We start from the raw sequence: 12,945 nt of genomic DNA, 5'->3' as shown, positions 1-12,945 counted from the left end.
GGTGGAAAACGCATTGAGTCGTGACTCCGTGAGTTGAGATTGGATTGAGGGCAGCGCCGCTAATTTGCGCCGATCCAATCTCAACGACTCGCGATCCAAGCGTCTGCCGGCATGTTCTCATCTTTTCGTCTGGTTCATGAGGAGTAGTATAGAAAATGCGCTCGTTTGGCTTCGCTGTTGGCTTGTTGGGAATATTGGCGGTAGGTGGCCTGGGATGTGGATCCCAAGGAAACGTTGCCCCAGTCGCCGGAACAATTACCTTAGATGGCGCTCCTCTAGAAGGAGCCGCTGTCAGCTTTCAACCGATTGCTACTGATAAGGATTCGATGACGGTTAGCGGTATGGGCTCTTACGGTCGTACCGATGCCCAGGGACACTACGAGTTAAAGATGATCGAAACCGATGGCGAAGGTGCCTCGGTAGGAACACATCGCGTTCAAGTAAGTGTCGCGGAAGAGAAGGGGGGCGATGCGCTGACGACCGACAAAGTACCGGCCCGCTATCGCGGGGCTGACTCGGAGTTGACGTTTGATGTTCCAACGGAAGGTACCAAGACCGCTAATTTCGATCTCACCACAAAACGTAAACGATGAAAAACGTTTTCTGTTCAAGGGGGAAACGAGAAAAGGCCATCGCAAGATGGCCTTTTCTATTGGTACCGGCTGGGGACGTTAGCTAAGTCTCAAGCATTTTCCGTCGACGCATTCAAGCGTCGGTCAGGACGTCTGAGAACGCTTCTTTAAGAACCTTCAAGCCAGGTTCCCCTTCGTGTTCGTCCACGATCACGTTCACTCGAACTTCCGAAGTGCTGATCAAATCGACGTTGATTCCCGCTTCACTCAACGCTTTGAACATTCGCACGCCAACGCCGGTATGGCTACGCAGGCCGATACCACTGACGGAAAGCTTGGCCGCTTCGCGATTGCCTTGGACTTCCCCTGCACCGAGTTCCTTGACGACTTCTTCTAAGGCTGCGAAGGCCTTTTCGTAGTCGATCGCTGGGCAGGTAAAGCTCACGTTGGCACAATCATCGCGACCCACGTTCTGAATGATGACGTCGATATTAATGCCTTTAGCAGCGACGGCTTCAAAGATTTGAGCAGCGATACCTGGGTGATCTGGCACCCGCCGAACCGCTAACAGCGACTGGCTGCGATCGAGTTTGATGTCGTCGATTGCCAGGTCTTCCATCTCACGTAAACGCTGGACGACAACGGCAGGATCGGTGACATCCCGAACACGTACGGCGCTCACTTCCAGCGGCGAGTCTTCCGGAGTGATATCAAGCTGGAACCCGTTGTGAATCGCCTGCAACGCTCGCTGGGCATCGGACCGGCTGATAAGCACCGAGATTTTGATCTCGGAAGTCGAGATTGCCTGAATGTTGATTCCCTCATCAGAGAGAACACGGAACATCTTTTCGGCCACACCGTGGATGCTGGCCATACCCAAGCCAACGACCGAAACTTTCGAGACGTGGTCGTCGTAGGTAACGTCCTCAGGCTGAATCAGTTCGGTGGCCTGCTTCACAGCATCCAGAGTTACTTTCAACTCTTCCTGCGGCACGGTGAACGAAATGTTCGCCTTGCCGTCGGAACTGATATTCTGCACGATCATATCGACCGAAATCGCTTTCGCTGCGATTCGACGGAACAGCTCCAGCGAAATGCCTGGCTCGTCCGGAACACCGGCCACCGTAATGCGGGCTTCCTTCTTCGTGATTGCCGCGCCACTAACGGAACGAGTTTGCGATTCAGGGTCTTGAACGATCAGCGTACCGGGGATGTCGGTAAAGCTGCTGCGGACATGAATGGGGACGCCAAACTTCTTGGCGAATTCGATCGAACGGCTATGCATCACGCCGGCGCCCAAGCTGGCCAACTCGAGCATTTCGTCATAAGCGATCTGCGGAACACGCCGGGCCTCGGGAAGGACGCGTGGGTCGGTCGTGTAGACTCCGTCGACATCGGTGTAGATTTCGCACGTGTCGGCATCCAAGACAGCGGCCAGGGCCACAGCCGTCGTATCGCTACCGCCACGCCCAAGTGTGGTGATGTTGAGGTTTTCGTCGATACCTTGAAAACCGGCCGCGATCACGATGTTGCCAGCGTCGAGCAGTTGTTTTACTCGCGAGGTTTCGATCGAACGGATGCGGGCCTTGGTGTGGGTGCTGTCGGTACGAATTCCGATTTGGGCGCCGGTGAGGCTGACAGCCTTCGAACCGAGGGCATCGATTGCCATCGCCATGAGGGCAACGCTGACTTGCTCGCCGGTTGACAGCAGCATGTCCATCTCACGAGCTGGCGGGCTATCGCTAACTTGCTGGGCCAAATCAACCAAAACGTCGGTGTTTTTGCCCATCGCGCTGACGACCATCACCACTTGATGGCCTTCCCGCTGCGCGCGAATCGCTTTCCGCGCGGCGGCTACAATCTTCTCGCAATCGGCTACGCTCGTTCCCCCGAACTTTTGAACAATCAGTGACATAGGATTAAGTAATCCGTAAAAAATTGACACTAGGCAATGAGGTCGCCCCAAGCAATCGCTTGGGGCGTAAGATTAAACGCCGAGGAAGTAGGGCATCATCTTCCAGCCTTCGTCGAAGCTTAGCGACGAGGCATCAGCGCTGGATTCGTCGTATGTCTCAAACGAATCCGCTTTGATATCGCTGCCACAGAGGGCCAGCGGAACAAAGCCGTGGCTATGCGTTTTCGTGCGGCAGAATGTTGGATGGTCGGGAAGAACGATCATCCGATATTCGCCCTGCTTCTTCAGGGCTTCGTGCAGCGGGCCGACGATTTTTTCGTCGATTGCTTCGAGGGCCTTAATCTTTTCCGAGATGTCCCCTTCGTGCGAAGCCTCATCGGTCGCTTCCACATGCACGCAAATAACGTCGGTAGAATCTAACGCGTCGATCGCATATTGCCCTTTGGCAGCGTAGTCGGTATCGAGGTAACCGGTTGCTCCGGGGACTTCGATGCGATCCCAACCAATCAACGCGGCCAGGCCACGCAGCAGATCGACCGCCGTAATCATCTTGCCCGTCTTGCCGTACAACTGGCTAAACGGCGTGAGAGCGGGCTGCCTACCGAGGCCCCATAGCCAAACGTTGGTAGCCGGCGGTTTGCCGTCTTGGATTCGTTTTAAGTTGACCGGGTGATTGGCGAACAGCTCGACGCTGCGGCTCATCATGTCCGACAACCAATCGCTGCCGAGGCCGCGTGGATAACTATCGGCGACCGACTTGTCGCTCAAATCATGTGGCGGTGTCGTGCGGGTGTCCATGCTGAAGGGGGCAGAGCCAGGCTGTCCCCGATAAACCAGCAAGTTGCGGTAGCTGACGCCGGGATGGAATTCGATGCCGTCGCCACCAAGCTCGGCCTGGGCCGTTTCGAGCAAGGCTTTGGCTTCTTCCGACGAGATTTGGCCCGCCGTGAAGCTCTTCATGATTTGATCTTCAATCGTCACCAGGTTGCAGCGAATCGCCCAGTCGTCGGGGCCAAGCTGAATCCCTTGGGCGGCTGCTTCTAGCGGCGCGCGACCGGTGAAATATTCTAGCGGGCTGTAACCCAGCAAGCTGAGGTTGGCCACGTCGCTTCCGGCGGGCAAATGAGCGGGCACGTTATCGGCTCGTCCCACGACGCCTGTCTTAGCGATCGCGTCCATGTTCGGCACGTTGGCGGCTTGCAGCGGTGTTTTGCCTCCGAGCGAATCTTGCGGTTCGTCGGCACAGCCGTCGGGAATGACAATCGCGTATTTCATATTTCCCGAATCTCCTTATTTCGTCCGACGTTGGGGTATTCTTTTATTAGTGATTGAGACCGAATGTGAACTCGGTGCAGGCGAATTGTTGTCAACCGTTCAGGGCTTGGCTACGAAGGCTTGGAAGCCTTTGGGGAGAGCCCTAAGCGGGATGCTTAGTCTTGAACCAGCATCTTGCGGGCCCCTGATTTGACAGCGTCCATTTTGCCGATCTTTTCCAGGGCCCGGCCTGCCTGGCCTTGGGTGGCTGAGTGGGTCATGATCACCAGCGGAACGAACGAGCGGGTATCGCCGTCGGCATGTTCCGGTTCGTGCTGAATTACTGACGCGATCGATATGCCTTGGTCACCGAGCACACGGGTGATATCGGCCAGCACGCCAGGACGATCTTCGACGCTGAAGCGGAAGTAATGCCGTCCCTGGATCTCGCCAGGCGAGCACATTTCGACGTCGCTGTGATTTTCGGTGAACAGCTTGAGCGTGCGGAAGGTCAGCGCGGTGCGTCCCACCGCCATGTCGATCATGTCGGCAACAACCGCCGAGGCGGTTGGTTTCTGCCCGGCACCTTGGCCGTAGTAGAACAGCGGGCCGACCTGGTCGCCTTCGACACTGATGGCGTTGAACGGGCCACGCACTTCCGCGAGAGGGCGTCCTTCGCGAATCAGTGATGGCGAAACGTGCAGTTCGAGCCCGGCATCGCTTAATTGAGCGGAGGCCAATAGCTTGATGCGATAGCCTAATTCCTTGGCGAAGCGGATGTCGACCGCTTGTAGTTTGTCGATCCCTTCGCGCGGAATCGTCTTCCAGTCGATTTTGGCACCGAAGGCGATGTGAGCAAGAATGGCCAGCTTTTGGGCGGCATCGGTTCCGTCGACGTCCATCGTCGGGTCGGCTTCGGCGTAGCCAAGACGCTGGGCTTCTTTAACGGCCCATTTGTAGCTCGCTTCTTGTTCTTCCATTGCCGACGCAATGAAGTTAGACGTTCCGTTGAGGATGCCGCTGAGCGAGCTAATCCGGTTGGCCGTCAGGCATTGGCTGAGGTTGGTGATAATCGGAATCCCGCCAGCCACGGCAGCGTCGAAAGCGATACTGCGGCCTAGTTCGCGGGCTCGTGCGAAAAGCTCGGCACCATGCTCGGCGATCAGGGCTTTATTCGCCGTGACAATATCTTTGCCACTTTCCAGCAATTGCAGCATGATCGTGCGGGCTGGTTCAATACCCCCGATCAACTGGGCGACGACCTTGATCTCGGGGTTGCCTGTTACTTCCGACAAGTCGTCGGTAAGCACTCCCTCTGGCAGTTCACAGTCGCGCGGGCGATTTAGATCGCGCACGACTGCTTTCTCTAACCATAAGGTAGTTCCTGCGTTACGAGCAGTACGGTCGCCGTGATCGAGCAGGATTTTGGCAACGCCAGCTCCGACGGTTCCCAAGCCGACAATGGCGACCTTCGTTTTGTGCATGGTTGCGAAGAACGGTAGATGGATGAACGAAACAGGTGGTCAAAGGGATCATCCTAGGTTGCCGCGGGGCGAACCGTCAACTGGGCTAAAGTCTTTACCCAGGAAGAGGTTCGGCCATGTTCCACGCAATTTTGCACACTTGGGCAAAGGCCCACTACGGGGTGGGCCTGATATCCATTGTAGCTAGTCCACTTGGAATGACCCCAAATCGGAGACCTGCGGGCTAGAGGCCAAGTTCTTGCTTCACGGCGGCAAACTGCTCGACGGCGAACTTCAGTTCCTCGATCGAATGTCCGGCGGAAACCTGGGTGCGGATGCGGGCTTTGTCTTGGGGGACAACCGGGTAGGAGAACCCAATCACATAGACACCTCGCTTGAGAAGACGTTCAGAGAATTCGGCCGCAACCTTGGCGTCGTAGAACATGACAGGCACAATCGGGTGTTCACCGGGCAGGACATCGAGGCCCAGCTTGGCGATTTCTTCACGGAAGAACTTGGTGTTCGTTTCCAGCTTGTCGCGAAGGGCAGTCGAGCTTTGGATCAGTTCCAAGGCCTTGAGCGAACCTGAGACAATCGGCGGAGCCAGCGTGTTCGAGAACAGGTAAGGCCGCGATCGTTGCCGCAGGAGGTCGACGATTTCTTTCCGGCCACTGGTATAACCCCCTGAAGCGCCGCCGAGTGCTTTGCCGAGCGTGCCGGTGATGATATCGATACGGTCGATCACGTCGTGGTGTTCGTGCGTGCCACGACCAGTCTTGCCCATGAAGCCAACGGCGTGTGAGTCATCGACCATGACCATGGCGTTGTATTTGTCGGCTAGGTCGCACAGATCAGGCAAGTTGCAAATGTAGCCGTCCATGCTGAACACGCCATCGGTAGCAATCAGCCGTACGCGGGCGTCCTGGGCTTCCTTCAGTTTGGCTTCCAGGTCGGCCATGTCGTTGTTCTTGTAGCGAAAACGCTTCGCTTTGCAGAGCCGCACGCCGTCGATGATGCTGGCGTGGTTGAGCTCGTCAGAAAGAATGGCATCTTCCGGACCGAGAATCGTTTCAAACAACCCACCGTTGGCATCGAAACAGGACGAATAGAGAATCGTGTCTTCCATGCCCAGAAACTTGCTGATTTCGTTTTCAAGCTGCTCGTGCGCGGCTTGCGTTCCGCAAATGAAGCGGACCGAGGAAAGGCCATAGCCCCAGCGGTCGAGCCCTTCCTTGGCCGCCGCGATGATCTCGGGATGATCCGAAAGCCCCAGGTAGTTGTTGGCGCACATGTTCAGGACTTCCGTCTGCTGCGGCAGGTCGATCTTCGACTTCTGCGGCGACAGAATCGTCCGCTCGTTCTTATAGAGCCCGGCGTCCTTGATCTCGTTCAGGATGCCGCTGTACTGCGTTTGGGTTTCCGAATTCCACATGGCTTGTTCCCTAATCCTATCCTGCAAAAAATCGCGATTCGCCTCGGGCTGGTCCCTTTTCTCCCCATGTCAGGGGAAGGAGACCAAAGCTTTTCTCTTACTGAAAACTTTAAACTAACGACCGTTTATTCCGTCCAATCGAGAACGACTTTGCCCGATTGGCCAGAGAACATCGCCTCGAATCCTTGCTCGAACTCGCGATAGTTAAGGCGATGCGTAATGATGGGCTGGAGATCGAGTCCACCTTGTAGGAGGACGGTCATTTGATACCAGGTTTCGTACATCTGGCGACCGTAAATTCCTTTAATGGTCAGCATGTTGAAGATCACATCGTTCCAGTCGATCGAAATATCTTCGGGCGGGATGCCCAGCATCGCGATTTTGCCGCCGTGGCACATGTTGGAAATCATGTCGCGGAAAGCGGCCGCGTTGCCAGACATTTCTAAGCCGACGTCGAATCCTTCGACCATCCCCAACTCCTTTTGGACGTCGGCTAATTTTTCGTTTCGCACGTCTACCACGCGGGTCGCACCCACCTTCTTGGCAAGTTCTAACCGCCAAGGATTGACATCGGTGACCACCACAAAGCGAGCCCCGGCATGTTTGGCGACGGCGGCGGCCATACAACCAATGGGACCGGCGCCGGTGATCAGCACGTCTTCGCCCAGCACAGGAAAGGTAAGTGCCGTGTGAACCGCATTGCCAAAGGGATCGAAGATAGACGCGACATCAAGCGGAATGCCGTCGGCGTGGTGCCAGACATTGGTCATCGGAACCGAGATATATTCCGCGAACGCGCCGGGGCGATTAACGCCGATGCCTTTGGTATCGGCACACAGATGACGACGCCCGGCCATGCAGTTACGGCAGTGACCGCAAACGACGTGACCTTCGCCACTGACGATCTGGCCTGGCTCGAACACACCGACGTTGGAACCGACTTCGACGATCTCACCCACAAACTCGTGCCCGACGACCATCGGCACCGGCACACTTTTCTGAGCCCAGGCGTCCCATTTATAGATATGGACATCGGTACCGCAGATGCCCGTTTTAAGCACCTTGATCAGGACGTCGTTAATACCAATGGTCGGTTCCGGGACGTCTTCCAGCCACAACCCTTTTTCCGCGTGCCGCTTGACCAGCGCTTTCATAAAACAGTCCTAGATGAACTCTGCGCAAAGTTGAACATTTGGTTGCCAAGCTTTGATTGTAACGTCGCTTGGCAAATCGCGAATGCCTGACCAGCCTTTCGTGGGAACAAAAGTTGGGGAGAGTTCCCGAAAATTGCGATTAGCGAACCAACTGCTTGGTGACAGTCGGAACTGTAACCACGATTCAGACCGGGCCTGCATTTCGCCGGTGACGGCATTGCACTATTCTTGGATGCTTACGAGAAGCCACGTTGACGAAGGAAAATTGAAGTATGCCCCGACCGCTGCCGATTCGAGGTTTGAATCATCTAGCTCTCGCCGTCAAAGATACGCAGGTCAGCATCGCGTTTTATCGCGATGTGCTTGGTTTTCGCCAGGTCGAACGTCCGCCGTTCGATTTTCCCGGGGCTTGGCTGGTGGGTTACGGTATTCAGATTCATATTTTGGAAACAGAGCATGCTTTTGACGGAGGTGACCAGCCGAATTCCCGGGGCGATCATTACGCGTTTGCGTTGAAAGATGAAAGCCAACTTGTCGAAATTCTCAACGAGCACGGCATTCCGTTCATTCAGCGGGTGAATGCCGGAAACATTCACCAAACCTTCTTTCAAGATCCCGACGGGCACTCGATTGAAGTCGCCGTGTATCCTGCCGATCCACCATTTATCGACTAGCCACCGATCGAGCCAAATTCGGAGGCTACGACACAAGAAATAAGAAAGGCCCAGACAATCGTGTGATTGTCGTGGGCCTCTGTTGTTGATGGTTTGGAAAAGGTTTTCGCGAACGAACTAAATTCGCCAGCCTTCGCGGTACTTGCGTTCGATGAACTGGTTGGCCGCTTCGTTGTTGGTGACTTTCAAGTTCTCGGCATCCCATTCAATGGGTCCGCCGCTACGGTAAGCAACGTTACCCAACAGAACCGTTTCGGTCAGCGGGCCAGAGTACGAGAAGTTACACGTGGTAGGCGTCCCTTCTTTGCAGGCCTTGATCCACTCTTCGTAGTGACCGATCGAGTTGGGAATCGTTTCCTCAGGGGCTTTCCAGTCGGCAAACTTATTTTCTGGATAGAGCTTGAATCCACCGTAGTCGGCGAACATCTTTCCCTTGGTGCCGTGGAACATCACGCCAGAGCCTGGGACTTTGATGCCGGCAACTTCCGAAGGCGTGTGCGTGCCGTCGCGCCATGTCATTTCAATGGCCGGGGCAACGTCGGTTTTGGGGAACTTGTAGTTCACCGTCAAGCCAAGAGGAGCCGTGTACGGATCGGGCTCGGCACCTTCAGCACTGACCGTGCTGGGATACTTCAATTTCAAAGCCCAGAAAACGAGATCGATGTAATGGCAACCCATGTCACCCAGGGTGCCGCCACCAAAATCCCACCAGCGACGCCAGTTGGCTGGCAAGTAAACCGGCGAATAAGGACGTTCGGCAGCTGGGCCGAGCCAGACATCCCAGTGAATGTTTTTGGGGACAGGCGGTTTGTCGGTTGGGAGCTTGCCGCCACCCCAGCCTTTGCCAACCCAGACGTCAACCTTCGTGATATCACCCACCGCGCCGGACTGGACTGCTTCGACCACGCGGCGATAGTTGTTGCCAGCATGAATTTGCGTGCCCATCTGAGTCGCCAGCTTCTTTTTCGCGGCCAGCTTGGTCATTTCGCGGGCTTCATGGACCGTGTGGGTCAGCGGCTTTTCGCAGTAGCAATGCTTGCCAAGCTGCATGGCCCACATCGAAGCTGGGGCATGGGTATGATCTGGCGTGCTAACCACAACGGCGTCGAGCGATTTTTCTTTATCCAACAGGACGCGGAAGTCGTTGTATCGATTTGATTTTTGCGAAGCGTATTGCTGGAGCGCTTGGTCTAAATACTTGTCGTCGATATCGCACATCGCAACGATATTCTGGCCGCTCACGCCACTCACGTTCGCCGAGGCTCGGTTCTGCACGCCGATGCAGGCCACGTCGAGCAGTTCGTTAGGGGATTTCGACTCTGCCGCAGACGCCAGGCGATGAAAGCCTGTGCCTGCGATTGCGGCTGCCGTGGCAGACGTTTTTAGGAAAAAGCGACGATTCATCTTCGGGTTGCTCATAGAGGCAGTTCCTTTGTCAGGGGAGCAGAAAGTAGGAAAGAGCAAAATTGGGGTGGGAACAAATATTGATGTCTAGGCACAAGATTATGAACCACGATAGGCGTCAATAGCTGTCTCAGAAATGCCTGGTAGGACTTCGGCTGAGCGAGAGATTGTGGGGGAAAAATGCGAAATACGTTGGCCTCTATGAATCGCAGGGATTCATGGAAGTCGCTTCGCGAGATTCCCTAACAGCTCTTCCCAACAAACCAAGGGGCGAGGAGCAAGCTTTCTGATAGAGCCTAGAATAACGCGATATTTCGATTTATCACACTTTGAAAAGACAAAATAATAGAAGACAAACCGGAAAATCTACCTTGAAGGGGCGGTTTTCCTTGTTTTTGGGTGGTCTGACTAAAGTTTTTCGTGTGGAGAACGGCAATTTTCACGCTTCACGCCCTAACCCCTTGTCAAAGGTGGCAAGCTTCGGCACAATGTGTGGTTTCCACCCTGATCGAGTATCCGTTCAGGGGAACAATCGTGGATGTAGGAATCGAAATTCCCGCTGCGATCAACAGTTGGTGATTCCTGGGAAAGTAGCGTAGGAGTTAATCGTTCATGGGCCATTACACCGGTCCGAAGGCCAAAGTTAATCGTCGTCTCGGTGCAGTCATTTACGAGAGCCGCGGTGCGATGCGCGCTGCCGATCGCCGGCCTTCCCCCCCAGGTATGCACAACCGTCCGAAGCGCCCGTCTAACTACGGTGCTGCGTTGATGGAAAAGCAGAAGATCAAGCACTATTACGGTATTGGTGAGAAGCAGCTTCGCCGCTACTTCGACCACGCCAAGCACAGCAAGGGTAACACGGGTGAAAACCTATTGTCCCTATGCGAACGTCGCTTGGATAACGTGGTTCGCCGTGCTGGTTTGGCTTTGACCCGCTGCCAGGCTCGCCAGGGGATCGTTCACGGTCACTTCCTGGTCAATGGCCACAAGGTGGACAAGCCTTCTTATCAGTTGCGTCCTGGTGACGTGATTAGCGTCCGCAACCGTGAAAAACTGCAGATCATGTATCGCAGCATTCACGCTGACGCTTCCGGTGAGACGGCATCGTTCCTCTCGGCCGATCCCGAGACCTTGTCGGCAACTTTTGATAGCGTGCCAGGTCCGGAAGATATCAGCCTGCCGGTCGACGTCAACATGGTGGTCGAATTCATGTCGCGTTAATCTCGCGAGCCATTTTATGGCAATTCTCACCAATTAGTAACTTCAAAGGGATTCCGGCACGATGGCCCGTCGCGGAGTCCCTTTTTTTTTGGTTCAATGTGCCTCTGTTACGCATTGTTTTGAGACGCGTCTCCCCACTTAGGCATCTCAAACGGCGTAATCCCAATCAAAGCCTTAGAAAGTTTGCTAGAGAGACATCATGGCTCATACCCAATTGGCGGTCATCGGAGGTGGTCCCGGGGGCTACGCGGCGGCGTTTCTGGCTGCCGACGAAGGAATGGAAGTTACCCTGATCGAGAAGGAACCCCGACTCGGCGGTACTTGTCTTCTGCGGGGATGTATTCCTTCGAAAGCGCTGCTCCACGTTGCTCGCGTTATCGACGAAGTCCACGAATTGAATAAGGAATGGGGCGTTACTTTTGGCGAAGCGAAAATCGAACTCGACAAGCTACGCGCCCGCAAAGAAGGGGTTATCAAATCCCTGACGACCGGATTGGGTCAGCTTGCCAAGAAACGTAACGTGACCATCATCAAGGCCAATGCCAGCTTTGTTGACTCGAGCACGCTGCAGTTGGAAGGGGATGACGCTTCGATCCCAGAAGGGGGCAAGCTGACGTTCGACCGTGCGATTGTCGCCACCGGTTCGGTCCCTGCGATGCCGCCTGCCTTCCAGATCGATTCGCCCCGCGTGATGGACTCGACAGGTGCTCTCGAACTGCAAGACATTCCCGAAACCATGCTGGTGATCGGTGGTGGTTATATCGGGCTGGAACTGGGCTCGGTTTATGCTCACCTAGGTACCAAGGTCAGCGTGGTCGAATTGACCGACGGACTTCTGCCGGGTGCCGACCGCAATCTGGTGAAGCCGCTGCATAAGAAGCTGGACGAACTATTCGAGGGACGGATCTTCACTAACACCAAAGTCGGATCGTTAGGCGATCGCGACGGCAAGGTGGAAGTCGCCTTCGAAGGCCCTGCTAAATTCGGGACTTTCAAATACGATCGCGTCTTGGTTTCGATCGGTCGCTGGCCGAATACCAAGGGAATCGGTCTGGAAAACACCGGCGTTGTCGTCGACAAGCGTGGCTTCATCGAAGTCAACAAGCAGTTGCAAACGGCCGATCCGAAGATCTCGGCGATTGGTGACGTGACTGGCAACCCAATGCTGGCCCACAAGGCAACGCACGAAGGCCGCGCCGCCGTCGAAGCAATGCTGGGACATCCGGTTTCTTTCGAGCCTGCCGCGATTCCTGCCGTGATCTTCACAGATCCAGAAATTGCTTGGGCTGGCTTGATGGAAGAAGAAGCCAAGCAAATGGGCAAGAAGGTGGAAGTGGCCATCTATCCTTGGGCTGCCAGCGGTCGTGCTCAGGCTTTGGGCCGCACCGAAGGGATGACCAAGTGGATCATCGATCCCGAAACCAGCCGTGTGCTTGGTTGTGGTATCGTCGGGCCAGGGGCTGGCGAAATGATTTCTGAGGCGGTCTTGGCCTTGGAAATGCGTGCCGAAGTCTTCGATTTGACCTCGACGATCCATCCTCACCCAACGCTAAGCGAAACCGTGATGAACGCGGGCGAGGTATTTTTCGGGACGGCTACGGAAATTTACAAGCCAAAAAAGAAGTCGTAAGCTCGCTTTAGCAAACGACTTGTGTTATAAATCAGGCTTCTGCCGAATTTGCCGTTTGCAGAAGACGGGAGGGGTTTGCCTCCCTCTCGCTGACAAACGCCGTCGGCGCGGTAGAATTCAAACTCGAAGCCTACCTCGGACACGATCCGAGTTCGATCTTTGAGATAAGTTATCGAGGGTTGCTTCGCCAGAGATGGCCGTGCCATGAAGGTGCGGTCGAGATATT

10 protein-coding genes are annotated in these 12,945 nt (G+C 55.2%); 4 read left to right on the top strand and 6 right to left on the bottom strand.

From position 1 onward, the window contains the following. Positions 1–155: 155 nt before the first annotated feature. Positions 156–593, top strand: coding sequence for a hypothetical protein (locus DTL42_RS03345; RefSeq protein ID WP_114367265.1), 438 nt, complete (start codon positions 156–158; stop codon positions 591–593). A 112-nt stretch (positions 594–705) separates the two neighbouring features. On the opposite strand, the gene DTL42_RS03340 is transcribed toward DTL42_RS03345, so the two are convergent. From DTL42_RS03340 to tdh, 5 genes are all read right to left on the bottom strand, one after another. After that, entirely contained in the window at positions 706–2,487 is a 1,782-nt protein-coding gene (locus DTL42_RS03340; protein ID WP_114367264.1) for an aspartate kinase, read from the bottom strand. A 72-nt stretch (positions 2,488–2,559) separates the two neighbouring features. Continuing rightward, complete coding sequence (locus DTL42_RS03335) at positions 2,560–3,762, bottom strand: cofactor-independent phosphoglycerate mutase (RefSeq protein ID WP_114367263.1); 1,203 nt, start codon at positions 3,760–3,762, stop codon at positions 2,560–2,562. A gap of 155 nt (positions 3,763–3,917) precedes the next feature. Continuing rightward, positions 3,918–5,225, bottom strand: coding sequence for a homoserine dehydrogenase (locus tag DTL42_RS03330; protein WP_114367262.1), 1,308 nt, complete (start codon positions 5,223–5,225; stop codon positions 3,918–3,920). Positions 5,226–5,448: 223 nt separating this feature from the next. After that, on the bottom strand, positions 5,449–6,636 hold the full coding sequence (locus tag DTL42_RS03325) for a glycine C-acetyltransferase (RefSeq protein ID WP_114367261.1): 1,188 nt from the start codon (positions 6,634–6,636) through the stop codon (positions 5,449–5,451). Between the two features lie 125 nt (positions 6,637–6,761). Beyond that, positions 6,762–7,790 (bottom strand): L-threonine 3-dehydrogenase, encoded by a 1,029-nt coding sequence (gene tdh, locus DTL42_RS03320; RefSeq protein WP_114367260.1) that lies wholly within the window; start codon positions 7,788–7,790, stop codon positions 6,762–6,764. 272 nt (positions 7,791–8,062) lie between these two features. Here tdh and DTL42_RS03315 point away from each other — a divergent pair, with 272 nt between their 5' ends. After that, positions 8,063–8,464: a VOC family protein gene (locus tag DTL42_RS03315; protein ID WP_114367259.1), complete on the top strand. Its 402-nt coding sequence runs from the start codon at positions 8,063–8,065 to the stop codon at positions 8,462–8,464. A 117-nt stretch (positions 8,465–8,581) separates the two neighbouring features. Here the strand turns inward: DTL42_RS03315 and DTL42_RS03310 are convergent, their stop codons facing one another. Beyond that, positions 8,582–9,883: a Gfo/Idh/MocA family protein gene (locus DTL42_RS03310; RefSeq protein ID WP_114367258.1), complete on the bottom strand. Its 1,302-nt coding sequence runs from the start codon at positions 9,881–9,883 to the stop codon at positions 8,582–8,584. Positions 9,884–10,480: 597 nt separating this feature from the next. On the opposite strand from DTL42_RS03310, the gene rpsD reads away from it, so the two are divergent. Together rpsD and lpdA are read left to right on the top strand one after the other, a co-directional pair. Further along, positions 10,481–11,089: a 30S ribosomal protein S4 gene (gene rpsD / locus DTL42_RS03305; RefSeq protein WP_114367257.1), complete on the top strand. Its 609-nt coding sequence runs from the start codon at positions 10,481–10,483 to the stop codon at positions 11,087–11,089. A gap of 199 nt (positions 11,090–11,288) precedes the next feature. Then, a complete protein-coding gene (gene lpdA, locus DTL42_RS03300; RefSeq protein ID WP_114367256.1) occupies positions 11,289–12,719 on the top strand; it encodes a dihydrolipoyl dehydrogenase in 1,431 nt (476 codons plus the stop codon). The last annotated feature ends 226 nt before the right edge of the window (positions 12,720–12,945 follow it).

The organism is Bremerella cremea, assembly GCF_003335505.1.
Taxonomy (GTDB): domain Bacteria; phylum Planctomycetota; class Planctomycetia; order Pirellulales; family Pirellulaceae; genus Bremerella; species Bremerella cremea_A.
The sequence above is the reverse complement of the archived record's forward strand: the minus strand, read 5'-3'. Positions and strand labels throughout refer to the sequence as shown.

Coding starts and splice junctions, on each gene's coding strand:
- DTL42_RS03335 (WP_114367263.1), bottom strand. CDS start 3,762: ATGAAATACGCGATTGTCATTCCCGACGGCTGTGCCGACGAACCGCAA.
- tdh (WP_114367260.1), bottom strand. CDS start 7,790: ATGAAAGCGCTGGTCAAGCGGCACGCGGAAAAAGGGTTGTGGCTGGAA.
- DTL42_RS03340 (WP_114367264.1), bottom strand. CDS start 2,487: ATGTCACTGATTGTTCAAAAGTTCGGGGGAACGAGCGTAGCCGATTGC.
- DTL42_RS03345 (WP_114367265.1), top strand. CDS start 156: ATGCGCTCGTTTGGCTTCGCTGTTGGCTTGTTGGGAATATTGGCGGTA.
- DTL42_RS03330 (WP_114367262.1), bottom strand. CDS start 5,225: ATGCACAAAACGAAGGTCGCCATTGTCGGCTTGGGAACCGTCGGAGCT.
- lpdA (WP_114367256.1), top strand. CDS start 11,289: ATGGCTCATACCCAATTGGCGGTCATCGGAGGTGGTCCCGGGGGCTAC.
- rpsD (WP_114367257.1), top strand. CDS start 10,481: ATGGGCCATTACACCGGTCCGAAGGCCAAAGTTAATCGTCGTCTCGGT.
- DTL42_RS03315 (WP_114367259.1), top strand. CDS start 8,063: ATGCCCCGACCGCTGCCGATTCGAGGTTTGAATCATCTAGCTCTCGCC.
- DTL42_RS03325 (WP_114367261.1), bottom strand. CDS start 6,636: ATGTGGAATTCGGAAACCCAAACGCAGTACAGCGGCATCCTGAACGAG.
- DTL42_RS03310 (WP_114367258.1), bottom strand. CDS start 9,883: ATGAGCAACCCGAAGATGAATCGTCGCTTTTTCCTAAAAACGTCTGCC.